The 23,350-nt window shown below is 73.6% G+C and carries 26 protein-coding genes; 18 read left to right on the top strand and 8 right to left on the bottom strand.

What is annotated here, in order from left to right:
* Window positions 1–95: 95 nt before the first annotated feature.
* From V6V16_RS11475 to V6V16_RS11465, 3 genes are all read left to right on the top strand, one after another.
* Window positions 96–1,055, top strand: coding sequence for a heme o synthase (locus V6V16_RS11475; protein WP_334561965.1), 960 nt, complete (start codon window positions 96–98; stop codon window positions 1,053–1,055).
* 301 nt (window positions 1,056–1,356) lie between these two features.
* Window positions 1,357–1,686 carry a hypothetical protein gene (locus V6V16_RS11470; RefSeq protein WP_334561964.1) on the top strand — a complete coding sequence of 110 codons (330 nt, stop codon included), beginning with the start codon at window positions 1,357–1,359 and terminating at the stop codon, window positions 1,684–1,686.
* Between the two features lie 7 nt (window positions 1,687–1,693).
* The gene (locus V6V16_RS11465; protein WP_334561962.1) at window positions 1,694–2,617 is read left to right on the top strand and encodes an ATP-grasp domain-containing protein; all 924 of its coding nucleotides are present in this window, start codon (window positions 1,694–1,696) and stop codon (window positions 2,615–2,617) included.
* A gap of 21 nt (window positions 2,618–2,638) precedes the next feature.
* Here the strand turns inward: V6V16_RS11465 and V6V16_RS11460 are convergent, their stop codons facing one another.
* Window positions 2,639–3,601: a COX15/CtaA family protein gene (locus V6V16_RS11460; protein WP_334561961.1), complete on the bottom strand. Its 963-nt coding sequence runs from the start codon at window positions 3,599–3,601 to the stop codon at window positions 2,639–2,641.
* A 97-nt stretch (window positions 3,602–3,698) separates the two neighbouring features.
* Between V6V16_RS11460 and V6V16_RS11455 the strand changes: the two genes are divergently transcribed.
* The 11 genes from V6V16_RS11455 (at window position 3,699) to V6V16_RS11405 (ending at window position 12,813) form a co-directional block, all read left to right on the top strand.
* Window positions 3,699–4,457: a helix-turn-helix transcriptional regulator gene (locus tag V6V16_RS11455; protein WP_334561959.1), complete on the top strand. Its 759-nt coding sequence runs from the start codon at window positions 3,699–3,701 to the stop codon at window positions 4,455–4,457.
* Entirely contained in the window at window positions 4,454–5,884 is a 1,431-nt protein-coding gene (sufB, locus tag V6V16_RS11450) for a Fe-S cluster assembly protein SufB (protein WP_334561957.1), read from the top strand. Before V6V16_RS11455 ends, sufB begins: the two co-directional genes overlap by 4 nt.
* An 82-nt stretch (window positions 5,885–5,966) precedes the next feature.
* The gene (sufD, locus tag V6V16_RS11445) at window positions 5,967–7,217 is read left to right on the top strand and encodes a Fe-S cluster assembly protein SufD (RefSeq protein WP_334561955.1); all 1,251 of its coding nucleotides are present in this window, start codon (window positions 5,967–5,969) and stop codon (window positions 7,215–7,217) included.
* On the top strand, window positions 7,217–7,543 hold the full coding sequence (locus V6V16_RS11440) for a non-heme iron oxygenase ferredoxin subunit (protein ID WP_334561953.1): 327 nt from the start codon (window positions 7,217–7,219) through the stop codon (window positions 7,541–7,543). The genes sufD and V6V16_RS11440 overlap by 1 nt, the downstream gene beginning before the upstream one ends.
* The gene (sufC, locus tag V6V16_RS11435) at window positions 7,543–8,316 is read left to right on the top strand and encodes a Fe-S cluster assembly ATPase SufC (RefSeq protein ID WP_088999375.1); all 774 of its coding nucleotides are present in this window, start codon (window positions 7,543–7,545) and stop codon (window positions 8,314–8,316) included. The genes V6V16_RS11440 and sufC overlap by 1 nt, the downstream gene beginning before the upstream one ends.
* Before the next feature lie 32 nt (window positions 8,317–8,348).
* Window positions 8,349–9,653 carry a cysteine desulfurase gene (locus V6V16_RS11430; RefSeq protein ID WP_334561950.1) on the top strand — a complete coding sequence of 435 codons (1,305 nt, stop codon included), beginning with the start codon at window positions 8,349–8,351 and terminating at the stop codon, window positions 9,651–9,653.
* 42 nt (window positions 9,654–9,695) lie between these two features.
* On the top strand, window positions 9,696–10,172 hold the full coding sequence (gene sufU / locus V6V16_RS11425) for a Fe-S cluster assembly sulfur transfer protein SufU (protein ID WP_334561948.1): 477 nt from the start codon (window positions 9,696–9,698) through the stop codon (window positions 10,170–10,172).
* Window positions 10,169–10,660 carry a metal-sulfur cluster assembly factor gene (locus V6V16_RS11420; protein WP_334561947.1) on the top strand — a complete coding sequence of 164 codons (492 nt, stop codon included), beginning with the start codon at window positions 10,169–10,171 and terminating at the stop codon, window positions 10,658–10,660. Before sufU ends, V6V16_RS11420 begins: the two co-directional genes overlap by 4 nt.
* Window positions 10,661–10,970: 310 nt before the next feature.
* Complete coding sequence (locus V6V16_RS11415) at window positions 10,971–11,621, top strand: LysE family transporter (RefSeq protein ID WP_334561946.1); 651 nt, start codon at window positions 10,971–10,973, stop codon at window positions 11,619–11,621.
* Window positions 11,622–11,631: 10 nt separating this feature from the next.
* Entirely contained in the window at window positions 11,632–12,285 is a 654-nt protein-coding gene (locus V6V16_RS11410; RefSeq protein ID WP_334561945.1) for an acVLRF1 family peptidyl-tRNA hydrolase, read from the top strand.
* A 327-nt stretch (window positions 12,286–12,612) separates the two neighbouring features.
* On the top strand, window positions 12,613–12,813 hold the full coding sequence (locus V6V16_RS11405; protein WP_334561943.1) for a hypothetical protein: 201 nt from the start codon (window positions 12,613–12,615) through the stop codon (window positions 12,811–12,813).
* Between the two features lie 87 nt (window positions 12,814–12,900).
* On the opposite strand, the gene ypfJ is transcribed toward V6V16_RS11405, so the two are convergent.
* Window positions 12,901–13,818 carry a KPN_02809 family neutral zinc metallopeptidase gene (gene ypfJ / locus V6V16_RS11400; protein WP_334561942.1) on the bottom strand — a complete coding sequence of 306 codons (918 nt, stop codon included), beginning with the start codon at window positions 13,816–13,818 and terminating at the stop codon, window positions 12,901–12,903.
* A gap of 243 nt (window positions 13,819–14,061) precedes the next feature.
* Between ypfJ and V6V16_RS11395 the strand changes: the two genes are divergently transcribed.
* Entirely contained in the window at window positions 14,062–15,666 is a 1,605-nt protein-coding gene (locus tag V6V16_RS11395) for an ABC-F family ATP-binding cassette domain-containing protein (RefSeq protein WP_334561940.1), read from the top strand.
* A 39-nt stretch (window positions 15,667–15,705) separates the two neighbouring features.
* Here V6V16_RS11395 and V6V16_RS11390 read toward each other — a convergent pair whose 3' ends face one another.
* A complete protein-coding gene (locus tag V6V16_RS11390) occupies window positions 15,706–16,314 on the bottom strand; it encodes a cadmium resistance transporter (RefSeq protein WP_334561939.1) in 609 nt (202 codons plus the stop codon).
* Between the two features lie 210 nt (window positions 16,315–16,524).
* On the opposite strand from V6V16_RS11390, the gene V6V16_RS11385 reads away from it, so the two are divergent.
* From V6V16_RS11385 to V6V16_RS11375, 3 genes are all read left to right on the top strand, one after another.
* Complete coding sequence (locus V6V16_RS11385) at window positions 16,525–16,752, top strand: helix-turn-helix domain-containing protein (RefSeq protein ID WP_007462679.1); 228 nt, start codon at window positions 16,525–16,527, stop codon at window positions 16,750–16,752.
* 46 nt (window positions 16,753–16,798) lie between these two features.
* Window positions 16,799–17,566: an enoyl-CoA hydratase/isomerase family protein gene (locus tag V6V16_RS11380; RefSeq protein WP_334562009.1), complete on the top strand. Its 768-nt coding sequence runs from the start codon at window positions 16,799–16,801 to the stop codon at window positions 17,564–17,566.
* A 112-nt stretch (window positions 17,567–17,678) separates the two neighbouring features.
* A complete protein-coding gene (locus V6V16_RS11375) occupies window positions 17,679–19,658 on the top strand; it encodes an ABC transporter ATP-binding protein (RefSeq protein ID WP_334562008.1) in 1,980 nt (659 codons plus the stop codon).
* Window positions 19,659–19,714: 56 nt separating this feature from the next.
* Here the strand turns inward: V6V16_RS11375 and mug are convergent, their stop codons facing one another.
* Genes mug through V6V16_RS11350 form a run of 5 tightly spaced genes read right to left on the bottom strand, consistent with a single transcriptional unit; the run spans window position 19,715 to window position 23,327 of the window.
* Window positions 19,715–20,341 carry a G/U mismatch-specific DNA glycosylase gene (mug, locus tag V6V16_RS11370; RefSeq protein ID WP_334561938.1) on the bottom strand — a complete coding sequence of 209 codons (627 nt, stop codon included), beginning with the start codon at window positions 20,339–20,341 and terminating at the stop codon, window positions 19,715–19,717.
* Window positions 20,341–21,108 carry an SDR family oxidoreductase gene (locus V6V16_RS11365; protein ID WP_334561937.1) on the bottom strand — a complete coding sequence of 256 codons (768 nt, stop codon included), beginning with the start codon at window positions 21,106–21,108 and terminating at the stop codon, window positions 20,341–20,343. Before V6V16_RS11365 ends, mug begins: the two co-directional genes overlap by 1 nt.
* A gap of 58 nt (window positions 21,109–21,166) precedes the next feature.
* Complete coding sequence (locus V6V16_RS11360) at window positions 21,167–21,613, bottom strand: hypothetical protein (protein WP_334561936.1); 447 nt, start codon at window positions 21,611–21,613, stop codon at window positions 21,167–21,169.
* Window positions 21,610–22,428: a DUF692 domain-containing protein gene (locus V6V16_RS11355; RefSeq protein WP_334561934.1), complete on the bottom strand. Its 819-nt coding sequence runs from the start codon at window positions 22,426–22,428 to the stop codon at window positions 21,610–21,612. The genes V6V16_RS11360 and V6V16_RS11355 overlap by 4 nt, the downstream gene beginning before the upstream one ends.
* The gene (locus tag V6V16_RS11350) at window positions 22,425–23,327 is read right to left on the bottom strand and encodes a TIGR04222 domain-containing membrane protein (protein WP_334561933.1); all 903 of its coding nucleotides are present in this window, start codon (window positions 23,325–23,327) and stop codon (window positions 22,425–22,427) included. The genes V6V16_RS11355 and V6V16_RS11350 overlap by 4 nt, the downstream gene beginning before the upstream one ends.
* Window positions 23,328–23,350: the final 23 nt, after the last annotated feature.

Raw genomic sequence — 23,350 nt, 5'->3', positions numbered from 1 at the left:
AAAACGACGACGCGTAGTGTGTGGGGCGGTGTGTGGACCGTTGCGGACCCGACCGACCCGATCTCCCCCTCGCCGACGCCGGAAGGTGGCAATCCGTGAGCATGATCACCGAGCGCCCCGTCAGCAACTCCGCCGGCCAACCGCCGGTGCGGACCGCGGCGGAGGCGACGACGGTGGCTCGCCGGGACGTCCGCGCGGTGGTCGCGGCGTACGTGGCGCTGACCAAGCCGCGGATCGTGGAGCTGCTCCTCGTCACCACCGTGCCGGCGATGATGCTCGCGGACGGCGGCATGCCGTCGCTCTGGCTGGTGGCGGTCGTGCTGGTGGGCGGCTCGCTCGCCGCCGGCGCGGCCAGCGTCATCAACTGCTACATCGACCGGGACATCGACCAGCTGATGCGGCGCACCAAGCGCCGCCCGCTGCCCGCGCACACGGTCTCCCCGCGCAGCGCCCTCGTCTTCGGGCTGGTGCTGGCGGCGGTGTCGGTGGTGCTGATGGCGGCGTTCACCAACCTGCTGGCCGCCGGCCTCACGCTCGCCGCGATCGTCTACTACGACGTCGTCTACACCCTGTGGCTCAAGCGGACCACGACGGCGAACACGTTCTGGGGTGGGGCCTGCGGGGCGGCGCCGGTACTGATCGGCTGGGCGGCCGTCACCGGCACCCTGGCACCGGCCGCGTGGGCGCTGTTCGCGGTGGTCTTCTTCTGGCAGATGCCGCACTTCTACCCACTGGCGATGAAGTACAAGGACGACTACGCCCGGGCCGGCATCCCGATGCTGCCGGTGGTGGCCTCCGCCCGCCGGGTGAACGCCGAGATCATCGTCTTCGCCTGGCTGACGGTGGCGTCCTCGCTGGCCGTGTGGCCGCTGGGGATGAGCCTGGTATACGCGGTGCCCGCGGTGGCGGTCGGCGCCATCTTCCTGCTGGAGGCGCACCGGCTCGCCCGGCGGGTCGCCCGGGGGCAGGCCGTCAAGCCGATGCGGCTGTTCCACTGGTCGACGACCTACCTGACCATCCTCTTCGCCGCCGTCGCGCTCGACGCGCTGGTCTGAGCGCGCTGACCGGCCCGGGCGCGCCCCCGGCCGGGCTCCCGGCGGCCGGAAGCGGTGCCGGCAAATCATCATCATGTATGGCTTGTCCTGGTTTCTTGTCACATTCCGTAGGCGTCGGATGGGCCCCGGAACCGCGCGGGATGGCCCGAACCGAGCCCTTGGGGGCGGTAACTTGCCCGACTATGTCCGTACAAACCCGGACGTATAGCTCTCGTTGAGTCTTAAACCTGCGGGTAATTGGCATCACAAAAGGTTCATGGTTCTCGCCCGCCCAGGTGCAAATCTGCTTACGCTTCGCGTCATGGCAGATGGTTCCGATACGACGATGACGGCCGAGCAGACCGCCGAGGCCCCTCACGGCCTGGTGGCCGGCATCAGGTCGTTCGCCGCCGGTCACGGCGGGGCGAAGGCGGTCATCGAGTACGTCGGCAAGCGTGGCGCGCGCATCGTTCTCGTGGGCGAGGACGGGGTCTGGGGCGACCAGTTCGCCGACGACACCGTCGTGGCGCGGCAGGCCTGTGCGGAGGCGGGAGTCACCGTCGAGAACGCCTGGGAGCGTGAACTGATGGACCAGATGCGTCCGAGCAACGACCTGTGGCGGTCGATGGCTCGGCGCACCATGGCCCGTTGAACATAAGTTGACCGACCACCACCAGCCGACCCGGGGGAAACCCCGGGTCGCTCTCGTCACCTGTGCCTGGCTGCCCGACCTCGATCCCGACGACCGCCTGGTGCTCGCCCCGCTGGCGCGCCGCGGCGTGACCGCCGAGGCGGTGGGCTGGGCCGACCCGACCGCCGACTGGTCGGCGTACGACCTGGTGGTGCTGCGCTCGCCGTGGGACTACGCGCTGCGCCACGACGAGTTCGTCGCCTGGGCCTCGACCGTGCCCGCCCTGGCCAACCCGGCCGACGTGGTGCGCTGGAACACCGACAAGCGCTACCTGGGCGAGCTGTCGCGCGCCGGGGTGCCCACCGTGCCGACCGACTGGGTCGCGCCGGGGCAGAGCTGGCGCCGGCCCGCCGAGCGCGGCGAGTACGTCATCAAGCCGGCCGTCAGCGCGGGCAGCCAGGACACCGGCCGCTACGACCTCGCCGACCCGGAGCACCGGGAACTCGCCGCGGCACACGTACGGCGGCTGTCGGACGCGGGACGGCTGACCATGGTGCAGCCGTACCTCGACGCGATCGACACGGCCGGCGAGACGGCGCTGCTGTTCCTGGCCGGTCCGCAGGGCCCGACGTTCAGCCACGCCATCCGCAAGAGCCCCATGCTGACGGGCCCGGACCTCGGCGTCGAGGGGCTCTTCCGGCCCGAGGAGGTCGCCGCCCGCACCGCCACGCCCGAGCAGCTGGAGGTGGCGCGACGGGCCCTCGCGGCGGTGCCGGGCGGGCCGGGCCGGCTGCTCTACGCCCGGGTGGACCTGGTCCCGGGCCCGGACGGCGCGCCGGTCCTGGTGGAGCTGGAGCTGACCGAGCCGTCGCTGTTCCTCGGGTACGCCGACGGCGCCGCCGACCGCCTGGCCGACGCGATCGCGAGCCGCCTGGGCCACGCCGTCGCCTGAGCGGCCCCGGCGCCGCCGGCGTCAGGCGGCGACCGGTACGCCCCGGTCGGCGGCGGCCGGGGCCGGGGTGGCGCCGACCGGGCGGCGCTCGCGCGTCGACCACTGCACCGAGAGCGTGGCCAGCAGCACCAGGCAGGAACCCAGCATGTGCGCGCCCACCAGCAGCGCCGGCAGGTCGGTGAAGTACTGCACGAAGCCGATGACGCCCTGGCCCAGTTCCACGGCTACCAGCACAACCGCGGCCCGCGCGGCCTTCCGGGCGCCGACCGCGCGGAAGGCGAAGACGAGCGCCACGGAGAGGCCCACCAGCAGGAAGACGGCGTCGGCGTGCACCTGGGAGATCGTCTCAGGGTCGAGCCCGTTGCGGGCCGCGCCCTGGTCGCCGGCGTGCGGACCGCTGCCGGTCACCCACGTGCCGATCACCAGCACGGCGGCGCTGACCGCGGTGGTGAGCGCGGCCAGGCTCCGCAGCGGGGCCGGCACGACGGGCACCGCCGGGCCGTCCGGGTCGCCGATCCGCCGCCACAGCGCGTACGCGGCGGCGATCACCAGCATCGAGGCGAGGAAGTGCAGGCCGACCACCCACGGGTTGAGGTTGGTCAGCACGGTGATGCCGCCGACGACCGCCTGGGCCGGGATGCCGAGGAGCACGGCGACCGCGAGCGGGACCAGCTCCCGGCGCCGGGGACGGTGCAGCAGCACGGCCACCAGGACCGCCAGCGCGATGACGCCGACCGCGAAGGTGAGCAGCCGGTTGCCGAACTCGATCATCCCGTGCACGCCCATCTCCGAGGTCGTGACGTACGACTCGTCGGTGCACCGGGGCCAGGTGGGGCAGCCGAGACCGGACGCGGTGAGCCGGACGGCCCCGCCGGTGACGACGATGCCGACGTTCGCGATGATCGAGGCGAGCGCGAGACGGCGCAGCAGGGCGGTGGTGACCGGGAACCGGACGGATCGCTTCACGGCGCAAATCCTACGCACCGTAGTGGAGCGCGATCGGGTGACTCCGGCCGTGCGGTGGTTCGGATCACCGGGACCCGGTTTGCGGGCCCCGGACGAATTACGTAACGTTGGTGTTGTGAAAAACGCGGCGGCGCTCTCCGAGCAGCGGCCGGCGACCGCTCCGGCCGCCGGTCGGTCCGCGTCCGCCGCGGATCTCTCCACCCGTGACCGGGTCACCAGGCTGCTGCTGGAGCGGGGCGCGACCACCGCCGCGCAGCTCGGCTCGGCGCTCGGGCTCAGCCCCGCCGCGATCCGCCGGCACCTCGACGCGATGCTCGCCGACGGCGACGTGGTCGCCCGCGACCAGGCCGTCCGCGGCCACCGCGGCCGGGGCCGGCCGGCGCGGGTGTTCGTGCTGACCGACGCGGCCCGGGGCCGCTGCGGCACCCACCACTACGACAACATGGCCACCGCCGCGCTGCGCTGGATCGCCAGCAACGGCGGTTCGCAGGCGGTCGAGGCGTTCGCCGCCGACCAGGTCGCCGCCCTGGAGACCCGCTGCCGGGCCGCCATGGAGGACGCCGGCGACGAGCCGCTCGCGCGGGCCGAGGCGCTCGCCGGCGCGCTGACCGCCGAGGGCTACGCTGCGAACGCGTCCACGATCGCCTCCGGCGGCCAGCTATGCCAGCACCACTGCCCGGTGGCGCACGTGGCCGCCGAGTTTCCCCAGCTGTGCGAGGCCGAGACCGCGGTGATCTCCCGCCTGGTCGGCACCCACGTGCAGCGCCTGGCCACCATCGCGCACGGCGACGGGGTGTGCACCACGCACATCCCGACCCAGCCGGGGCGTGCCCAGTCCGCGAAGACCGTCACCACTGTGAGGACAGATAGATGACCGAGCAGATCGTCCAGCCCCTGACCCAGGAAGAGCAGCTCGCCGCCCTGGGTCGCTACGAGTACGGCTGGGCCGACCCGGACGCCGCCGGGGCGGTCGCCCAGCGTGGCCTCAGCGAGGCGGTGGTGCGGGACATCTCGGCCAAGAAGAGCGAGCCGGCCTGGATGCTCGACCTGCGGCTGAAGGGCCTGCGGCTGTTCGGCCGCAAGCCGATGCCGGCCTGGGGTGCCGACCTCACCGGGATCGACTTCGACAACATCAAGTACTTCGTCCGGTCCACCGAGAAGCAGGCCACCAGCTGGGAGGACCTGCCCGAGGACATCAAGAACACCTACGACCGGCTGGGCATCCCCGAGGCGGAGAAGCAGCGGCTGGTCGCCGGCGTCGCGGCGCAGTACGAGTCCGAGGTCGTCTACCACAAGATCCGTGAGGACCTCGAGGAGCAGGGCGTCGTCTTCCTCGACACCGACACCGCGCTGCGCGAGCACGAGGACGTCTTCAAGGAGTACTTCGGCACGGTGATCCCGGTCGGCGACAACAAGTTCGCCGCGCTGAACACCTCCGTCTGGTCCGGCGGCTCGTTCATCTACGTGCCCAAGGGCGTGCACGTGGAGATCCCGCTGCAGGCGTACTTCCGGATCAACACCGAGAACATGGGCCAGTTCGAGCGGACTCTGATCATCGTCGACGAGGGTGCGTACGTGCACTACGTCGAGGGCTGCACCGCGCCGCTCTACTCCTCCGACTCGCTGCACAGCGCGGTCGTGGAGATCATCGTCAAGAAGAACGCCCGGTGCCGCTACACGACCATCCAGAACTGGTCGAACAACGTCTACAACCTGGTCACCAAGCGCGCCGTCTGCCACGAGGGCGCGACCATGGAGTGGGTCGACGGCAACATCGGCTCCAAGGTGACCATGAAGTACCCGGCGGTCTACATGACCGGCGAGCACGCCAAGGGCGAGGTGCTCTCGGTGGCCATGGCCGGCGAGGGGCAGCACCAGGACGCGGGCGCCAAGATGGTGCACGCCGCGCCGCACACCAGCAGCACCATCATCTCCAAGTCGATCGCCCGGGGCGGCGGCCGCACGTCCTACCGCGGCCTGGTCCAGGTACTGGAGGGTTCGCACAGCAGCCGGAGCACGGTCAAGTGCGACGCCCTGCTGGTCGACACCATCTCCCGCTCGGACACCTACCCGTACGTCGACATCCGCGAGGACGACGTGTCGATGGGACACGAGGCGACCGTCTCCAAGATCAGCGACGACCAGCTCTTCTACCTGATGAGCCGGGGCCTGAGCGAGGACGAGGCGATGGCGATGATCGTGCGTGGCTTCATCGAGCCGATCGCCAAGGAACTCCCGATGGAGTACGCCCTGGAGCTCAACCGGCTCATCGAGCTCCAGATGGAGGGCGCGGTCGGCTGACCCCGCCCGGCCCCCGCGCGGCGCCGCGTCGAGGCCAGCCCGACCGACCCTCCGACCAACCGCAGAACAGACCAAGGAAGAGATGACTACCCAGGCTTCCGCGCCGCCCAGCACCAAGTCGCAGGCGCTCCGCTCGTACGACGTCGCCGACTTCCCGGCCCTGACGGGCCTGGAGGAGGAGTGGCGTTTCACCCCGCTCAAGCGGCTGCGCGGGCTGGTCGGGGGCGACGGCTCCGGGTCGCGGCCCCGCGCCGGCGGCGCCGAGCTGGCGTCGTCGGGGGCGCAGGCCGCCACCGGCACGGTCCGCCACGAGTACGGCGACCTGCCCGAGGGCGTCACCGTCGAGCGGATCGCCTCCGACGACCCGCGGGTGGGTAGCGTGCTCACGCCGGTCGACCGGGTCAGCGCGCTGGCGTACGGCGGGGCCGGGCAGGCGCTGCTGGTGCGGGTGGACTCCTCGGCGGTGGTCGCGGCGCCGGTGAGCCTGCGGGTGGTCGGCGACAGCGCCGAGGGCGTGGCCTTCGGGCACACCTTCATCGAGGTGGAGCGGTTCGCCGAGGTGACCGTGGTGCTGGAGCACGTCGGCTCGGCCACGCTGGCCGACAACGTCGAGGTGTCGGTGGCCGACGGGGCGAAGCTGACCCTGGTCACCGTCGCCGACTGGGCTGACGACGCCGTGCAGGCCCAGCACCTGAAGGTCCGGTTGGGGCGCGACGCCAAGGTGGTGCACGTCCAGGTCTCCCTCGGTGGCGACCTGGTCCGGCAGTCCACCTCGGTGGAGTACACGGAGCGCGGCGGCGAGGCCGAGCTGTACGGCCTCTACTTCGCCGACTCCGGGCAGCACCTGGAGCACCGCCAGCTGGTCGACCACACGGTGCCGGACTGCCGCAGCTACGTCGGCTACCGGGGCGCCCTACAGGGCGAGAGCGCGCGCACCGTCTGGGTGGGCGACGTGCTGATCCGCGCCGAGGCGACCGGCACCGACACGTACGAGATCAACCGGAACCTGCTGCTGACCGACGGCGCGCGGGCGGACTCCGTACCCAACCTGGAGATCGAGACCGGCGAGATCGCCGGCGCCGGCCACGCGAGCGCCACCGGCCGCTTCGACGACGAGCAGCTCTTCTACCTGATGGCCCGGGGCATCCCGGAGTCCGAGGCGCGGCGCCTGGTGGTCCGCGGCTTCTTCGCCGAGCTGATCAACAAGATCCCGGTCGAGGAGCTGCGCGAGCGGCTCGGCGACGCCATCGAGGCCCGGTTGGCGAGCGGGGGGAGCGAGCTCGCGGCCCCCGCGCTCGCGGGCGGAGACCCCACGGCGAGGGCCGGCGCCTGATGATCCGCCTCTGCTCCACCGACGACGTGCCGAAGGGCACCGCGATCAGCGCGGACGTCGACGGCACCCCGATCGCGCTGGTGCACGGTGAGGACGGCGTCTTCTACGCCGCCTACGACGAGTGCTCGCACGCCGCGGTCGCCCTCTCCGAGGGGGAGGTCGACGGCTGCACGCTGGAATGCTGGCTGCACGGATCCCGTTTCGACCTGAGGACCGGCGAGCCCACCGGGCTGCCCGCCACCGAACCCGTTCCCGTCTATCCCGTCGAAGTCCGAGACGGCGACATCTACGTCAGTCTCACGCCGAGCAATGGAGTGACCCGATAATGAGCACCCTGGAGATCCGCGACCTGAAGGTGTCGGTCAAGCTGCCCGAGGGTGAGCTCAAGCCGATCCTGGCCGGTGTCGACCTGACGGTCCGCTCGGGCGAGACCCACGCGATCATGGGCCCGAACGGCTCCGGCAAGTCGACCCTGGCCTACTCGATCGCCGGCCACCCCAAGTACGAGATCACCGGCGGCTCGGTGACCCTCGACGGCGAGGACGTGCTCGCCCTCTCCGTCGACGAGCGCGCCCGCGCCGGCCTCTTCCTGGCCATGCAGTATCCGGTCGAGGTCCCCGGCGTCTCGGTGGCGAACTTCCTGCGTACCGCCAAGACCGCCATCGACGGCCAGGCGCCCAAGCTGCGCACCTGGGGCGGCGAGCTGCGCGGGGCCATGGAGCGCCTCCAGATGGACCCGGCCTTCGCCCAGCGCAACGTCAACGAGGGCTTCTCCGGCGGCGAGAAGAAGCGGCACGAGATCGTGCAGCTGGAGCTGCTCAAGCCGAAGATCGCCATCCTCGACGAGACCGACTCCGGCCTCGACGTCGACGCGCTGCGCGTGGTCAGCGAGGGCGTGAACCGGGTCCGCGACAACGGCGACACCGGAATGCTGCTGATCACCCACTACACCCGGATCCTGCGCTACATCAAGCCGGACTTCGTGCACGTCTTCGTCGCCGGCCGGATCGTCGAGCAGGGCGGCCCGGAGCTGGCCGACAAGCTCGAGGAAGAGGGCTACGAGCGGTACGCCGCCGGGGCCGGCGCGGCACGGGCCTGAATCCCCTCGGAAGAATGGGTGGGCCGGTCGACATGACTTCCATCGCGATCCCGGCGGGGATGCCGCAGTACGACGACGTGCCGCGTTACGACGTGGCGAAGGTGCGCGCCGACTTCCCGATCCTCGACCGGGAGGTCAACGGGCACCGGCTGGTCTACCTCGACAGCGCCAACACCTCGCACAAGCCGCGGCAGGTGCTCGACGTGCTCGGCGAGCACTACGCGATGCACAACGCCAACGTGTCCCGCTCCGTGCACACCCTGGGCACCGAGGCCACCGAGGCGTACGAGGGCGCGCGGGCGAAGATCGCCGCGTTCGTCAACGCCCCGAGCGTGGACGAGGTGGTGTTCACCAAGAACTCCACCGAGGCGATCAACATCGTGGCGTACGCGTTCTCCAACGCCTCGCTGCGGCCCGACGCCGACCCCCGCTTCCGCCTCGGCCCCGGCGACGAGGTGGTGATCTCCGAGATGGAGCACCACTCGAACATCGTCCCGTGGCAGCTGCTCTGCGAGCGCACCGGCGCGACCCTGCGCTGGTTCCCGGTCACCGACCAGGGGCGCCTGGACGAGTCGGGGCTGGAGGACCTGGTCACCGAGCGGACGAAGATCGTCTCGCTGGTGCACATGTCCAACATCCTCGGCACCGTCAACGCCCTGTCCCGGATCACCGCGCGGGTCCGGGAGGTGGGGGCGCTGCTGCTGCTCGACTGCTCCCAGTCGGTGCCGCACATGCCGATGGACGTGGTCGACCACGATGCCGACTTCGTCGTCTTCACCGGCCACAAGATGTGCGGTCCGACGGGCATCGGGGTGCTGTGGGGCCGGTCGGAGCTGCTGGCGGCGATGCCGCCGGTGCTCGGCGGCGGTTCGATGATCGAGACGGTCACCATGGCCCGGTCGACGTTCGCCGCGCCGCCGGCCCGGTTCGAGGCGGGCACCCCGCCGATCGCCGAGGCGGTGGCGCTCGGTGCGGCCGTCGACTACCTCACCGGCATCGGGATGCGGGCCATCCAGTGGCACGAGAAGGAGCTGACGGCGTACGCGCTGGACGCCCTCGCCACGGTCCCCGGCCTGCGGATCTTCGGGCCGAGCGTGCCGGTGGGCCGGGGCGGCACCATCTCGTTCGCCCTCGGCGACATCCACCCGCACGACGTGGGCCAGGTGCTCGACTCGCTCGGCGTGCAGGTACGCGTCGGCCACCACTGCGCCAAGCCGGTCTGCACCCGGTTCGGCGTGCCGGCCATGACGCGCGCCTCGTTCTACCTCTACACCACCACCGAGGAGATCGACTCCCTGGTGGCGGGCCTGGAGCAGGTGCGGAAGGTGTTCGAGTGAGCGGCGACGCAGCAGCCCGCGGATCGACGGGAGTTCAGCCGGATGCAGCTTGAATCTCTTTACCAGGAGATCATCCTGGACCACTACAAGCACCCGCACGGTCGCGGCCTGCGTGACCCGGACGCCACGGGCGCCCGGGTGGCCGAGGCGCACCACGTCAACCCGACCTGCGGTGACGAGGTCACCGTGCGGGTGGCGACCGACGGCGACGTGCTGCACGACGTCTCGTACGACGGCATGGGCTGTTCGATCAGCCAGGCGTCGGCGAGCGTGCTGCACGAGCTGCTGGTGGGCCGGGGCGCGGGCGACGCGTTCCGGGTGCACGAGGCGTTCGTCGAGTTGATGTCCGGCCGTGGCCAGGTCACGCCGGACGAGGACGTGCTCGGTGACGGGGTCGCGTTCGCGGGCGTCGCCCGCTACCCCGCCCGGGTGAAGTGCGCGCTGTTGCCGTGGATGGCGTTCAAGGACGCCGCGGCACGCGCCGGCGTGGGCGCGAGCCCTTCGGAGGTTGAGGCATGAGCAGCGAGGACACCGCCACCGCGGCCACCCCGGCGACCGGGGACGCGGCCGTACCGGCCACGGACGCCGCCGCGACGGCGGCCACGAACGGCGCGACCGCGGGCGTGGACGGCGCGACGGCGGACACCGGGCAGGCGGCGGGCTCCGCGCCGGGCGCCAGGGGGAAGGCGGCCGTCGCCGACGTCGAGGAGGCGATGAAGGACGTCGTCGACCCCGAACTGGGCATCAACGTGGTGGACCTCGGCCTGGTCTACGGCGTGCACGTCGGCGACGACAACGTGGCCACCCTGGACATGACGCTGACCTCGGCGGCCTGCCCGCTGACCGACGTGATCGAGGACCAGGCCCGGCAGGCGCTGACCACCGGCCCGGGCGGCGGCCTGGTCGACGACATCCGGATCAACTGGGTGTGGCTCCCGCCGTGGGGCCCCGACAAGATCACCGACGAGGGACGCGACCAGCTCCGCTCCCTCGGCTTCAACGTCTGACCCGAGCCGTCCCGCCGAGCGCGTCGCCCCCACAGGGGGCGACGCGCTCGCCCGTCCCCGCCCCACGAGATCCTCGCGATCTTGCACTTTGCGCCCGGAGCTATTCGGGAAAGAGTGGGGAAAAGCCGCGCTTCGAAGGGCGGCAAGGGCAAGATCGCGGGGGAGGGGGGGGTGGGGGCGGGGGGGGCGGGGGGGGGGGTGAGGATGGGTGGGTGATCGGGGCGTACCCGCCGAAGACCGTCGCCGCGGCCACCGCCGTGTGGCGACAGTGGGGGGCGTCCGGCCGGGGCCCGATCCGCCACCGGCCGTCGTGACCGGGGCGTTCCTGGCCGGTCTGGTCGCCGGCTACGGCGTCGCCATCCCGGTCGGCGCGATCGCGGTCCTCATCCTCGGGCTCAGCGCCCGCACGTCGTTCCGGGTCGGCGCCGCTGCCGCGCTCGGGGTGGCCACCGCCGACGGGCTCTACGCCGCCGTGGCGGCGCTCGGCGGGGCCGCCGTCGCCGCGCTGATCGCCCCGGTCGCCGGGCCGCTGCGGCTGGCCGCCGCACTGGTGCTGCTCGTCCTCGCCGGCCACGGCGCCTGGCGCGCGCTGCGTCCCCGCGGCGCTACCGGGGCCGCCGGCGTCCGTCGGGGCATGGACACCCCGGTCCGCGCCTTCGCCGGCGTGCTCGCGCTGACCCTGCTGAACCCCGCGACCGTGGTGTACTTCGCCGCGCTGGTGCTGGGCCGCGCGGACCGCGCCGAGCCGGATCCGCTCGCCGCAGGGCTCTTCGTGCTCGGCGCGTTCGTCGCCTCGGCGAGCTGGCAGTTGGTGATCGCGGGCGGCGGGACGCTGGTCGGCCGGGTGCTCACCGGCCCGCGCGGCCGGCTCGTGACCGCACTGCTCTCCAGCACGATCATCGCCGCCCTGGCGGTGGCGATGCTGCTGCCCGACTGGGCCGCCGGCGCCGTCGTGCCGTAGGTTCGGGCCTATGAGCAGCCGACCCGCCGCCGGAGGCGGCCGCTGGGTCGAGGTGGAGCCGGCCCGGGTGGCCCGCTGGGTCGAGGGCTTCGCCGGGCGGCACGGCCCGCCCACCACCACCGGCCAGGCGTACGGGCTGCTGCTCGCCGCCGCCGACGGCGCGACCGCCGAGCTGCACGCCCCACCCGGCGCGCCGGCCGCCCCGGACGTGCCCGGCTTCGTGGCAGCCGCCGCCGCGCCCCGCCGGATCGGCCTGCTGCTCGCCCGCAAGGGCGCGGTGGCGGTCGGTGTGGCGGCGGGGGAGGAACTGGTGGTCTCCAAGGTGGACACCCGCTACGTGCAGGGGCGCACCGCCGCCGGGGGCTGGTCGCAGCAGCGCTTCGCCCGACGGCGCGACAACCAGGCGAAGGCGGCGCTGGGCGACGCCGCCGACCTGGCCGTACGGCTGCTGCTGCCGGAGGCGTCGTCGTTGCGCGCGCTGGTCTGCGGCGGCGACCGGCGGGCGGTGGACACCGTGCTCGCCGACCGGCGGCTGGCCCCGCTGGCGGCGCTGCGCGCCGAGCGGCTGCTGGACGTGCCCGAGCCCCGGCGCGCCGTGCTCGTCGGCGCGATCGCGGCGGCCCGGGCGGTCCGGATCCTGGTCCGCGACCCCGCGCCGTCCTGACCCGGGTGCCGCGGCTGATGCGGGGGTCGCGGCGGCCACGGGCCCGGCCGCTGCGGCAGAGCGGGACGGCCACGGCGGGGCGCGGCCCCGATCGTGCCCCGCCGCCCGGATCACCGGCGTACCAGGCGGGGCGCGACGGTCGGGAGGGGCCAGGATGGCGGAGACGGCGGCGGCCAACGTCGCCGCGGCCGGGGCGTCGGCTCCCGTGACGACGCGGTCGGGGAGAGCCCGGGGCACCGGATCCGGCGGCTGCGCCTGACCCAGCAGCAGGTCGTCGGCTTCCGCTACACCCGCGCCTGCCCGGGTGCCGTCGAGCCGGGTGCCCGGATGCCCAGTCCCGAGGCGCTGGCCCATTTCGCGGGCCGCCTCGGGCTGCCGGTGGACGACCTGCGCCACGGCCGACCGGCGAACGCGGCCGCCGAGCTCGCCGCCGAGCAGGCGGCGGCCCGCCGGGACCTCTCCGCCGGCCGGTTGGACGCCGCCGAGCGGGCGTTGACCGGGATGCGCGCCGGGCGGAGCGCGGTCTGACCGCCGCTCCGCCGATACGCGTACGCGCCACGGGCCCGGTCGCCGACCGGGCCCGTGGCCTGTCCGTCCGGAAGGGGCTCGCCCCGCTCAGAGGCTGCCGCGGAAGGTGTCGCAGGACTTCGGGTCGCCGGTGGTGTAGCCCCGGGTGAACCACTCCTTGCGCTCGGCGGAGGAGCCGTGGGTGAACTCCTCCGGGTTCACCGGCCGGTTGGCCCGCTTCGAGATGGCGTCGTCGCCGATCTTCTCGGCGGCGTCGACGGCCTGCTGGATGTCCTGCTCGCTGATGTTGTTGAAGATCTTCTGGCCGCTCGCGTCGGCGGTGCCGGTGGCGTTCTTGGCCCAGGCGCCGGCGTAGCAGTCGGCCTGGAGCTCCAGCTTCACCGAGAGCGCGTTCGCGTTCTCCGGGTCGCGCTGCTGCTGGCGGCGCATCTGCGCCTCGGTGCCGAGCAGGTCCTGCACGTGGTGGCCGTACTCGTGGGCGAGCACGTACGGCTGGGCGAACTCGCCGGAGGCGCCGAGCTGCTGGGCGAGCACCTGGTAGAACGTCAGGTCGATGTAGACCAGGTCGTCGGCGGGGCAGTAGAACGGGCCGACGCCGGAGTCGGCCTGCCCGCAGGCGGTGTTCACGCCCTGGCTGAAGAACACCGTCCGGGAGGGCCGGTACTGCTCGCCGAACGCCTCGGGCAGCGCCTTCTGCCAGTACGCCTGGATCGAGTTGACGTAGAGGGCGTTGCGGCAGTCGAGCTGCTGGAGGGCGTCCTCGGCCGCGCACTTCTGCTCCAGCGAGGTGTTGTCGCCCTGCGGCTCGTCGCCGCCGTTGGTGGCCGCGTTCAGGCCGAAGCCGCCGCCGACGAGCGCGACGAGCACGGCGATGACGAGGCCGACGATGCCGCCGCGGCCCCCGCCGATCGGGATCGGGATGCCGCCCAGCCCGCCGCCCCCGCCGGATCCTCGCCGGTCGTCCACCTGACTGGTGTCGACCCGGGCGTTCTCGTTCAGCTCCATGTCTACCCCGATCACGTTCTGAGGCGTTTTGGTGGTTGCGGTACCGGACCGATCCGGACGACGTTTCCGGTACCCGATGATCTTGGTCGGTAATCCGGCGGGACGGTCCGGCCGCGCCCGGTACACTTGGCGGGTGCTGCTCTGCGAAGGCTGAACCGCCCCGCGCCGACGGGCCTCGTGCTCGCCGGCGTTTTCGCGTGCCCTGAGTCAGCCCTTCCAGAACCCGAGAGCGAGTCCTCCGACATGATCACTGCCACCGGCCTGGAGTTGCGCGCCGGCGCCCGGATCCTGCTGTCCGACACCACGCTGCGGGTGCAGCCGGGCGACCGGATCGGCCTGGTGGGCCGCAACGGCGCCGGCAAGACCACCACGCTGAAGGTGCTCGCCGGCGAGGGCCAGCCGTACGCCGGGCAGATCGACCGGCGCAGCGCCATCGGCTACCTCCCGCAGGACCCGCGCACCGGCGACCTGGAGGTCACCGGCCGCGACCGGGTGCTCTCCGCCCGGGGCCTGGACGTGCTGATGGCCCAGATGAAGGAGATCGAGAACCGGCTCGCCGACGGCGCCGACGACAAGCTGGTCCGGCGCTACGGCGCGCTGGAGGACCAGTTCGCCTCCCTCGGCGGGTACGCGGCCGAGGCCGAGGCCGCCCGGATCTGCGCCAACCTCGGCCTGCCGGACCGGGCGCTCGCCCAGACCATCGGCACGCTCTCCGGCGGTCAGCGCCGCCGCATCGAGCTGGCCCGGATCCTGTTCCGCGACGCGGGCGAGAACGGCGGCGGCATCCTGCTGCTCGACGAGCCGACCAACCACCTCGACGCCGACTCGATCACCTGGCTGCGCAGCTTCCTCGCCAACCACAAGGGCGGCCTGATCGTGATCTCCCACGACGGCTCGCTGCTGGAGTCGGTCGTCAACAAGGTGTGGTTCCTCGACGCCACCCGTTCGGTGGTCGACGTCTACAACCTCGGCTGGAAGGCGTACCTGGAGGCCCGCGAGACCGACGAACGGCGCCGTCGCCGGGAGCGGGCCAACGCCGAGAAGAAGGCCGGCGCGCTGATGGCGCAGGCCGACAAGATGCGGGCCAAGGCCACCAAGACCGTCGCCGCGCAGAACATGGCCCGGCGGGCCGAGAAGCTGATCTCCGGCCTGGAGGAGGTGCGGGTCGCCGACAAGGTGGCGAAGGTTCGCTTCCCGAACCCCGCGCCGTGCGGCAAGACCCCGTTGACCGCGAGCGGCCTGTCCAAGTCGTACGGCTCGCTGGAGATCTTCACCGACGTCGACGTGGCGGTCGACCGGGGCTCCCGGGTGGCCATCCTCGGGCTCAACGGCGCCGGCAAGACGACCCTGCTGCGGATGCTCGGCGGCCTGCTGGAGCCGGACACCGGCGAGGTGCACGCCGGCCACGGCCTGCGGCTCGGCTACTACGCGCAGGAGCACGAGACGCTCGACGTCGACCGGACGGTGCTGGAGCACATGCGCAGCGCCGCCATCGAGCAGACCGACACCGACCTGCGCAAGATCCTCGGTGCGTTCCTCTTCTCCGGCGAGGACGTGGACAAGCCGGCCGGGGTGCTCTCCGGCGGTGAGAAGACCCGGCTGGCGCTGGCCACCCTGGTCTGCTCCGGGGCGAACGTGCTGCTGCTCGACGAGCCGACGAACAACCTCGACCCGGTCAGCCGGGAGCAGGTGCTGGACGCCATCGCCCGCTACCCGGGCGCGATCGTGCTGGTCACCCACGACCCGGGCGCCGTGATGGCGCTGAAGCCCGACCGCGCCATCCTGCTGCCCGACGGCGACGAGGACGCCTGGAGCGACGACCTGCTCGAACTCGTCGAGCTGGCCTGAGCCGAGCGCGGCGCCGGCGGGTGACGCGGGCCGGCGTGGTCAGCGCGGCGGGCCGAGCAGGCCGAGCAGGTGGGGCAGTACGCCCGAGGTGGCCAGGATGACCACGCCGATGGCGATGAAGATGGCCGGGACGAGACGGCCGCCGACGCGCCCGACCAGCCGGACCACCCTCGGATGGCCGCCCAGCCAGGCCCCCGCGGCGCACCACAGCGCGATGAGCACCACGAAGACCAGCAGGAACACCGCGCTGTCGGCGGGGCCGAGCGCCCGGAACACGGGCACGTAGACGGCGATGTTGTCGGCGCCGTTGGCGATCGTCACCCCGGCCACGCCGAGCGCCGAGCCGACCACCGCCGGGGTGTCGTCGGCGTCGTGGCGCCGCAGCGCGCGGATGCCGAGGGCGATCGGCAGCAGGCCGAGCAGCCCGGTCCACGGCTCGGGCACCACCAACAGCCCGGCCGCGACGACCACGCTGGCGAGGGCGAGGGCGCCGATGCCCAGGTACTGCCCGGCGACGATCTGCCAGGGGCGGGGCCGGCCGGTGGTGCGGGCGGCGACGAAGAGGAGCGTCAGGACGACGATGTCGTCGACGTCGGTGGCGGCGAACACCACGGCCGCGCCGGCGGCGGTGCCCAACAGGTCGATCACGCCAGCAGGGCACGGCGCACGGCCCGCAGCGCCCGCCGCGCAGGGTTGGGCGCGCCTCCCGGACGGGTCGGCAGCATCACTCTATCGGGAACCTGACATCGCATAGCGTGTCGGTTGGCGAAGAGTTGATATCTGGCGCATGATCGTTCGAGGCGGTCTAATAGGTGGGACCGTATCCGAACCGCACAGTCTGGGACGTGAGGACACAGCATGGCAGCCACTGGCACAGCCACCAGCACTGAGAAGGGTCGCCGGATCGTCGGAGCCGAGCGTCAGACGCTCGCCAAGGACCTGGTAAAGCGGTACACCTCGGGTGAGAGCATCCGCGCGCTCGCGGCCTCGACCGGCCGTTCCTACGGCTTCATCCACCGGGTGCTCACCGAGTCCGGGGTCCAGCTGCGGCAGCGTGGCGGCGCCCGACGCCGCAAGAAGGCGTGACCCGCCCACCAGCGTCGTCCATCAGCGCCGCTCCCCGGGCCGCTCGGTGACCGCCGAGGCGACCGGGGTCCGGCTGGAATGCGACGGGCCGGTCGCGACGGTCACGTTGTGCCGGCCCGACGTGCTCAACGCGCAGACCCCGGCGATGTGGCGCGCGATGAGCGAGTTCTCCCGGGATCTGCCCGGCGACGTACGGGTCGTCGTCGTGCGCGGCGAGGGGCGGGCGTTCTCCGCCGGCCTCGACCTGTCGGTGGCCGGTGCCTCCGGCCCCGGTTCGTTCGCCGAGCTGGCCACGCTGCCCGAGCAGGAGTGCGCCGACCGCATCGCGGAGTACCAGGGCGGCTTCACCTGGTTGCACCGCCCCGACGTCATCTCCGTCGCCGCCGTGCAGGGGCACGCGATCGGCGCCGGCCTCCAGCTGGCGCTCGCCTGCGATCTGCGGGTGCTCGCCGAGGACGCGAAGCTCTCCATGGCCGAGGTGACGCTCGGCCTGGTACCGGATCTCGCCGGCACCGGGCGTCTGGTCGACCTGGTCGGCTACGCCCGCGCGCTGGAGATCTGCGCGACCGGGCGCCGGATGGACGCCGCCGAGGCGGACCGGATCGGGCTGGCCACCCTCGTGGTGCCGAACGCCGAGCTGGACGCCGCGGTGCGCGACCTCACCGCCGGGCTGCTGGCCAACGACCGCGACGCGGTGGTGGAGATCAAGGCCCTGCTGACCGGGGCCGCCGGCCGGTCCGCCGCCGACCAGCAGCGGGCCGAGCGGGAGGCGCAGACGCGCCGGCTGCGGGACCTGGCCGGCCGGGGAGAATAGTAAGGACCATTCGGGAAGATCCGGGTTACGGCCGAGGTTGTCAGAGGCGTCGGGAGAATTGACCTGACGGTGCGGTCCGCCCGACGACCCGGAGGTGAGCGTGTCCCACTCGATGTCCGGCGGCGGCATGGCCGGTTGGAGCATGCTCCGGTCGATGCGTAACCGCGACGAGGTCTCCGCCCACCGGCTCCGGCGCGGGGTCGCCGGTCGGATCACGGCCTTCGCCCGACCCTACCGGCGCGACATCGTCGTCTTCCTGGTCACCGTCGTGCTGGCCGCCGTCATCGGGGTCGCCACCCCGGTGCTCGCCGGCGACGTGATCGACACGATCACCCGGGGCGGCAGCGCCGCCGGCAACGCGGTGGTCCGGCTGGCCTTCGTCATCGCCGGGCTCGCGGTGGCCGACGCGCTGCTCTCCCTCGCCCAGCGGTGGTATTCGGCCCGCATCGGCGAGGGCATCATCCTCGACCTGCGCACCCGGGTCTACGACCACGTCCAGCGGATGCCGCTGCAGTTCTTCACCCGCACCCAGACGGGCGCGCTGGTCAGCCGGCTCAACAACGACGTGCTCGGCGCGCAACGGGCGTTCACCTCCACGCTCTCCGGAGTGGTCAGCAACGTCATCCAGCTCGTGCTCACGGCCGCGGTGATGTTCACCCTCTCCTGGCAGATCACCGCGCTGTCGCTGGTGCTGCTGCCGGTCTTCATCCTCCCGGCCCGCCGGGTCGGCAAGCGGCTGGCCGAGATCACCCGGGAGTCCTACAACCTCGACGCCAAGATGAACGCGACGATGACCGAGCGGTTCGGCGTCTCCGGGGCGTTGCTGGTCAAGCTCTTCGGCCGGCCCGAGGTTGAGGCGCGCCGCTTCGCCGGGCGGGCCGAGCGGGTCCGTGACATCGGCATCCAGTCCGCGATGTACTCGCGGACCTTCTTCGTGGCGATGCTGCTGGTCGCCTCGCTGGCGCAGGCGCTCACCTACGGCCTCGGCGGCTGGCTCGCGGTTACCGGCGACGTCAGCGCCGGCACCGTGGTCACCCTCGCCCTGCTGCTCACCCGCCTCTACGGCCCGCTGACCGCGTTGTCCAACGTCCGGGTCGACGTGATGAGCGCGCTGGTCTCCTTCGACCGGGTCTTCGAGGTGCTCGACCTGAAGCCGACGATCGAGGAGCGCCCCGACGCCGTCGCGGTGCCCCGGGGCAGCGGCCGGGTGGAGTTCCGCGACGTGCGGTTCCGCTACCCGAGCGCCGCCGAGATCTCGCTCGCCTCCCTGGAGGAGGTCGCCGCGCTCGACCGTACGGTCAACGAGCCCGTGCTCAAGGGCGTCTCCTTCGCCGTGCAGCCGGGGCAGATGGTGGCCCTGGTGGGCCCCTCCGGCGCCGGCAAGTCGACGCTGTCCATGCTGATCTCCCGGATCTACGACGTCACCGACGGGCAGGTGCTGGTCGGCGGGGTCGACGTCCGCGACGCCACCCTCGACTCGCTGCGCGACGAGATCGGCGTGGTCACCCAGGACTCGCACCTGTTCCACGAGACCATCGCCGAGAACCTGCGCTACGCCAAGCCGGACGCGACCGACGACGAGATCTGGGCGGCCCTGGCCGGGGCGCAGGTCGCCGACCTGGTGCGGTCGTTGCCGGACGGGCTGGACACCACCGTCGGCGAGCGCGGCTACCGCTTCTCCGGCGGCGAGAAGCAACGCATCGCCATCGCCCGGCTGCTGCTCAAGGCCCCGTCGATCGTGATCCTCGACGAGGCGACGGCACACCTGGACTCGGAGAGCGAGGCCGCGGTGCAGCGGGCGCTCTCGGTCGCGCTGACCGGTCGTACCGCGCTGGTGATCGCGCACCGGCTATCGACCGTCCGCGACGCCGACCAGATCCTGGTGCTCGACGACGGGCGGATCGTCGAGCGGGGACGGCACGAGGAACTGGTGGCCGTGGGCGGCCTCTACGCCGAGCTCTACCGCACCCAGTTCGCCGTCGCCGACTCGCCCACCCCGTACGCCGACGCGACCGGGCCGGACCCGGTGGCCGTGCCGCCGTTCCGGCCCTACCTCGCCGACGAGGCCCTGCCGCCCGCCGCGGCCAACTGACCCCGGCACCCCGACGGCCGGCCGGTCGCGCACCCCGCCGGGGCCGCCCGGCCCGGTCACCGCGCGGCGGTCGCCGCCCGCAGCTCGGCGAACGCGGCCCCGAGCGTCTCGGGCGTGAAGTGCGCGTTCAGGCCGCTGGGGTTGGGCAGCACCCAGAGCCGGGCACCGGCCAGCCGCTCCGGCTGCGGCCCGAAGGCGGCCTTGGGCCGGACGAACCCGATCCGGTACGCGGTCACCCCCACCACGGCCACCCAGCGGGGCCGGTGCCGCTCGACCTTGCCGGTGAGGACGGCCGCCCCCTCGACCAGCTCGGCCGGGGTCAGCTCGTCGGCCCGGGCGCTGGCCCGCGCGACCATGTTGGTGATGCCGAGGCCGTGCCCGGGCAGCTCGTCCTGCTCGCTGGGGTGCAGCAACCGGGGCGTGAACCCGCCCCGGTGCAGTGCCGGCCAGAACCGGTTGCCCGGCCGGGCGAAGTGCCACCCGGTCGCGGCCGACCAGAGGCCCGGGTTGATCCCGACGAAGAGCACGTCCAGGCCGGGGGCGACGACGTCGGGGATGGTGCGCTCCGCCGCCGCCGCGAGTTCCGCCCGGGTGGGCCGTGGATACCGTCCGGCCGCCTCCGCCGCCCGCGCCCGCCGCCGGTGCGAGGAGCCGGGGCGCGGCCCGCCGGTGGACGCCGCCATCAGAGGCTCCGCAGCACGCCGCCGTCGACCGGGACGGTGACGCCGGTCAGGTAGCTCGCGGCGGGGGAGAGCACGAACGCGGCCACCCGGCCGAACTCGGCCGGGGCGCCGATCCGGCGCAGCGGAACGGCCGCCTCGGCCTCGGCCCGCGCCCGCTCGGGGTCGCCCGTGGCGGCGAAGAGCTGCACGTTGCGGTCGGTCATGATCCGCCCGGGCAGCAGGCCGACGACCCGCACGCCCCGGGGCCCGTACTCGTCGGCGACGTCCTTGGCCATGCCCACGAGACCGGGCCGCAGGCCGTTGGAGATGCCCAGGCCGGGCACCGGCCCGCGCGCGGAGGTCGACAGGACCAGCCCGACGGCGCCGCCCTCCCCCTGGGCCAGGGCATCCGCGGCGGCCCGGACCATGCGGACGGTGCCGAGGAAGACGGTCTCGAAGGAGTGGCGCCACTGCTCGTCGGTGACCGAGGCGGCGCTGCCCGGCGGCGGCCCGCCGACCGACACCAGCGCGCCGTCCAGCCGGCCGAAGTGCTCGCGGGCCGCGGTCAGGAGGCGCTCCGGTGTCTCCGCGTCGGCCAGGTCGGCGCTCAGCCCGACTGCCCGTTCCGGCCCTCCGAGGCGCGCCGCGGCGGCGGCCACCGCGTCGGCGTCGCGGGCGGAGACCACGACGCGGGCCCCGTCGGCGACGAGACACTCGGCGGTCGCGTAGCCCAGCCCCCGCGAGGCGCCGGTGAGTACGTACACCCGATCGGTCAGTCCGAGATCCATGCCGTCGATCCTGCCCCACCCGGCCGGATCCGCCAGCGGGGCCCTCGGCGCCCGCTGCTCAGCGGCGGGCGGGGCGCAGCAGGCGTACCCGACCGGCGACCTGGACCGCGACGGCCCCGCCGGCGCGCCCCCAGCCCGGCAGCCGGCGCGGGCGGGGCGGCCCGTGCCCGTCGTAGCGGTCGGCAGCCTCCCGCGCGGCCAGCTCCTCCGCGCCCAGCGGCGGCAGCGTGCCCCGCTCGCGCAGCTCCCGGGCCAGGTCCCAGCCGTCGCGCAGGGAGCCGCCGGTCGGCCGACCCGCCGCCCACCCGGCGAAGGTCACCGCCCAGCGCGGGCCGAGCCCGGCGGCGAGCAGCGGCCAGTGCCGGGCCACCTCCCCGGCGCGCTTGCGCAGCAGCGCGGCCCGGGCGACGGCGAGCGCCGCCGGGTCGAAGCCCGGCGGTGGGGGGCCGCCGGCGACCAGCGCCGCCACCAGCGCCGCCTGCCGCTCGGCCAGGTCGCCGCTCACGTCACCGCCGGGAAGCCGGACGCGGCGGCGAGGGCGTCCAGTTCGGCGCGGAGCGTCGGCGCGGGCGGGTAGTGCCCGTCGCGTTCGAGCAGGAGCGCCGGCGGGCGGTGGCGGGCGCACAGCTCGCGCAGCAGATCGAGCACCGCCGGGGGCACCGGATCGGTGTGCGTGTCGTGGTAGTGGCCGCCGTGCTCGGCGCCGCCCGCGACGTGCGCGTAGGCGACCCGCTCCAGCGGCAGCCGGTCGAGCAGCGCGGCCGGGTCGCCACCGGAGTTGCGGGCGTTGGCGTAGACGTTGGCGACGTCCAGCAGCAGGAACGCCCCGGTGCGCTCCAGGATCTCGGTGAGGAAGGCCGCCTCGTCCAGTTCGTCGTCGGGCCAGTCGAACAGGGCCGCGATCGGTTCCAGGGCGATCGGCACCGGCAGCTCGGCCTGCGCGCGGGCGACGTTGGCGCAGACCGCGTCGACGGCCTCCCGGCTGCGCGGCAGCGGCAGGAGGTGGCCGGCCTCCACGCCGCCGGCCCGGACGAAGGCGATGTGTTCGCTGACCAGCGGCGCGCCGACCAGCTCCGCCACCGCGCCCAGGTGGGCGACGCGCGCCGGGTCGACCGGTTCCGCGCCGCCGAGGGAGAGCCGCACGCCGTGCGGTACGACGGTCACGCCGCGTTCGCGCAGCGCGGCGAGGCCCGCGGGCAGCGGCCCGGTCGCGGCGACGCCCTCCGCGATCACCTCCACGAAGCGCAGCCCGGGCAGGTCGGCGACGAAGCCGGCGATCTCGGGCCGCCAGCCGATGCCCACGCCCCACGGACCGGTCATCCGCCGCACCCGCCCCCGCCACCACCGCCGCCGCCGCCGCACGAGCTGCCCCCGCCGCACGAGCTGCCGCCACCACAGCCCGAGGAGCCGCCGGCGCTGCTCGTCGCCTGGCGCCGGATCTCGGCCTCGGCGGCGAATCCGGGGTCCATCGCGTAGAGCGACGCGGTGCCGAACAGCGCGACGCCCATCGCGGCGCCGGCCGGGCCGTAGGTCGCGTAGGCGGGGGCCGAGGCGGGCGCGAGGTAGGTGTGCTGACGCCGCAGGTCGCGCAGGATCCGGGTGGCGGCGCGGGTGCGCCACGGCACCCGGTGCAGGAGGACGGCCACGACGATCAGCGGGACCTGGCTCAGCACGAGCCAGCCCACCGGACGGTCGTTGGAGAGGCCCGCGAAGATGCGTGCCATGCCGACCAGCAGCAGGGCGGAGAGCAGGAACGCGCCCCGGCGCAGCGCGGCGCGGCGAGCCGGTTCGAGCGCGAGCCCGCGCTGCTCCAGGCTGGCCCTGAGCTGGTCGAGTGCCCGGCGGACCCACTCGTCGCGGGCCAGCTCCCGGCTGGTGGCGTTCCGGCCGGCCGCGAAGTGGATCGCCTGGTCCAGCGGCGTGGTGCCGGCCGGCAGCGGTCCGCCGGTGGTGAGTCGCCGGTCCGGCCGTACGCCGATCGCCCCGCTGCCGCGCAACCCGCCGAGCGAGGACCAGATGGCCAGTTGCTGCCCGCCGTTGAGGTAGGCCACCTGCTGCGGGCCGAGCTGGCCCACCTCGCCCACCGACGGACCGGAGAGGACCGAGACCCGATGGGCGACCGTACCGGCGACGACCACGACGGCCGCGAGGAGATAGATCCCGAGGAAGGTGGGGCCGGGGACGCCCCAGGTGTCACCAGGCGCGGCGAGAACGAACATGTGCTGCTCCTGTCGGGCGAGGG

This window comes from Micromonospora sp. CPCC 205561, from assembly GCF_036906775.1.
GTDB lineage: Bacteria > Actinomycetota > Actinomycetes > Mycobacteriales > Micromonosporaceae > Micromonospora.
The sequence above is the reverse complement of the archived record's forward strand: the minus strand, read 5'-3'. Positions and strand labels throughout refer to the sequence as shown.

What these genes read in the sequence shown, in the direction of transcription:
- sufD (WP_334561955.1), top strand. Translation starts at nt 5,967, where the DNA reads ATGACTACCCAGGCTTCCGCGCCGCCCAGCACCAAGTCGCAGGCGCTC.
- V6V16_RS11440 (WP_334561953.1), top strand. Translation starts at nt 7,217, where the DNA reads ATGATCCGCCTCTGCTCCACCGACGACGTGCCGAAGGGCACCGCGATC.
- V6V16_RS11470 (WP_334561964.1), top strand. Translation starts at nt 1,357, where the DNA reads ATGGCAGATGGTTCCGATACGACGATGACGGCCGAGCAGACCGCCGAG.
- V6V16_RS11385 (WP_007462679.1), top strand. Translation starts at nt 16,525, where the DNA reads ATGGCAGCCACTGGCACAGCCACCAGCACTGAGAAGGGTCGCCGGATC.
- V6V16_RS11355 (WP_334561934.1), bottom strand. Translation starts at nt 22,428, where the DNA reads ATGACCGGTCCGTGGGGCGTGGGCATCGGCTGGCGGCCCGAGATCGCC.
- mug (WP_334561938.1), bottom strand. Translation starts at nt 20,341, where the DNA reads ATGGCGGCGTCCACCGGCGGGCCGCGCCCCGGCTCCTCGCACCGGCGG.
- V6V16_RS11420 (WP_334561947.1), top strand. Translation starts at nt 10,169, where the DNA reads ATGAGCAGCGAGGACACCGCCACCGCGGCCACCCCGGCGACCGGGGAC.
- V6V16_RS11405 (WP_334561943.1), top strand. Translation starts at nt 12,613, where the DNA reads ATGCCCAGTCCCGAGGCGCTGGCCCATTTCGCGGGCCGCCTCGGGCTG.
- sufC (WP_088999375.1), top strand. Translation starts at nt 7,543, where the DNA reads ATGAGCACCCTGGAGATCCGCGACCTGAAGGTGTCGGTCAAGCTGCCC.
- V6V16_RS11375 (WP_334562008.1), top strand. Translation starts at nt 17,679, where the DNA reads ATGTCCGGCGGCGGCATGGCCGGTTGGAGCATGCTCCGGTCGATGCGT.
- V6V16_RS11395 (WP_334561940.1), top strand. Translation starts at nt 14,062, where the DNA reads ATGATCACTGCCACCGGCCTGGAGTTGCGCGCCGGCGCCCGGATCCTG.
- V6V16_RS11410 (WP_334561945.1), top strand. Translation starts at nt 11,632, where the DNA reads ATGAGCAGCCGACCCGCCGCCGGAGGCGGCCGCTGGGTCGAGGTGGAG.
- V6V16_RS11430 (WP_334561950.1), top strand. Translation starts at nt 8,349, where the DNA reads ATGACTTCCATCGCGATCCCGGCGGGGATGCCGCAGTACGACGACGTG.
- sufB (WP_334561957.1), top strand. Translation starts at nt 4,454, where the DNA reads ATGACCGAGCAGATCGTCCAGCCCCTGACCCAGGAAGAGCAGCTCGCC.
- V6V16_RS11365 (WP_334561937.1), bottom strand. Translation starts at nt 21,108, where the DNA reads ATGGATCTCGGACTGACCGATCGGGTGTACGTACTCACCGGCGCCTCG.
- ypfJ (WP_334561942.1), bottom strand. Translation starts at nt 13,818, where the DNA reads ATGGAGCTGAACGAGAACGCCCGGGTCGACACCAGTCAGGTGGACGAC.
- sufU (WP_334561948.1), top strand. Translation starts at nt 9,696, where the DNA reads ATGCAGCTTGAATCTCTTTACCAGGAGATCATCCTGGACCACTACAAG.
- V6V16_RS11350 (WP_334561933.1), bottom strand. Translation starts at nt 23,327, where the DNA reads ATGTTCGTTCTCGCCGCGCCTGGTGACACCTGGGGCGTCCCCGGCCCC.